The sequence below is a fragment of the Mesorhizobium sp. M0119 genome (genome assembly GCF_040322615.1).
GTDB lineage: Bacteria > Pseudomonadota > Alphaproteobacteria > Rhizobiales > Rhizobiaceae > Mesorhizobium.
On record NZ_JAMYTU010000105.1, the window covers coordinates 1 to 1168 of the forward strand.

The following is a 1168-nucleotide window of genomic DNA, read 5'->3' on the forward strand; positions in this document are numbered from 1 at the left end:
GCGACGCGCTTGTCTTATGACATTCATTGCGAAGAGGCGAGAATGAACCGCTGGGAGAGAGTAGCAGCTCTCTCGTCAGCGGCGAGGGATGGATCGTCGACGCGCTGGCCATTTGAGGGCCGAGCTAAAGTTTGATCACCCTCGTCTTTTCCCGAAGGCCTGAACGGATACGCGCAGTTTGAGCTGCGCATGACAAGCAGAGGCACGGCAAAAGATGACAGACATTACCATTGGCGTCGACATCTCGAAAGAGGCGCTGGACGCCTATCGCTTCCCAAGCGGCGAGAGCTGCCGCTTCGACAACACGGCCAAGGGCCACAAGGCGCTGATGCGCTGGATCGGCTCCGGGGTCACCCGGATCGTCTACGAGCCGACCGGAGCTTACCATCGCGGGTTTGAGCGCCGCCTCGCCAAGGCCGGACTGCCACTGGTCAAGGTCAATCCGCGCCAGGCGCGCCGCTTCGCGGAGGCGACCGGCAAGCTGGCCAAGACCGACCGATGCGACGCCGCCATGCTGGCGCGCATGGGGGCAGTGCTGGCTTTGACGGCGCGGCCGCTTGGCAGCGCACTACTCAATGAACTCAAGGACCTGCACCTGGCCCGTGCGGCTCTGATCAAGGATCGCACCGCAGCCAGCAACAGAGCCAAAACCCTGACCCTTGCCTTGCTCAGGCGCCACAACAACGAGCGCCTGAAGCAGATCCAACGTCAGCTCGGCGATATCGATCAGACGATCCTTACGCTCCTCAAAGCCGATCCCGACCTTGCCCAGCGCCTCGACATCCTGACCAGCATACCCGGCGTCTCGGATGCCACCGCATGCGCACTCATCATCGACATGCCGGAACTCGGAACCCTCGAGCCGCCACAGGCCGCAAGCCTCGCCGGCCTCGCTCCGGTCGCCCGTCAATCGGGCACATGGACCGGCCGCGCCTTCATTCGCGGCGGCCGGGCCAATGTTCGCCAGGCTCTCTACATGCCGGCCCTCGTCGCCATGCGCTTCAACCCGGACCTCAAGGCAAAATACCAGGCGCTAAAGGCGGCAGGAAAACCCGCAAAGGTCGCCATCACCGCATTGATGCGAAAGCTCATCATCCTCGCAAACGCTCTCCTCAAGGCGCAGCGAAAATGGGCCCCTAAAACCCCTTGATCAAAACGGATACTTTAG

The 1168-nt window shown here is 62.3% G+C and carries 1 protein-coding gene; it reads left to right on the forward strand.

The genetic code is table 11. From position 1 onward, the window contains the following. The first annotated feature begins 214 nt into the window (after positions 1 to 214). Entirely contained in the window at positions 215 to 1150 is a 936-nt protein-coding gene (locus NKJ40_RS31755; RefSeq protein ID WP_352469387.1) for an IS110 family RNA-guided transposase, read from the forward strand. Positions 1151 to 1168 lie beyond the last annotated feature (18 nt).

Coding starts and splice junctions, on each gene's coding strand:
- NKJ40_RS31755 (WP_352469387.1), top strand. CDS start 215: ATGACAGACATTACCATTGGCGTCGACATCTCGAAAGAGGCGCTGGAC.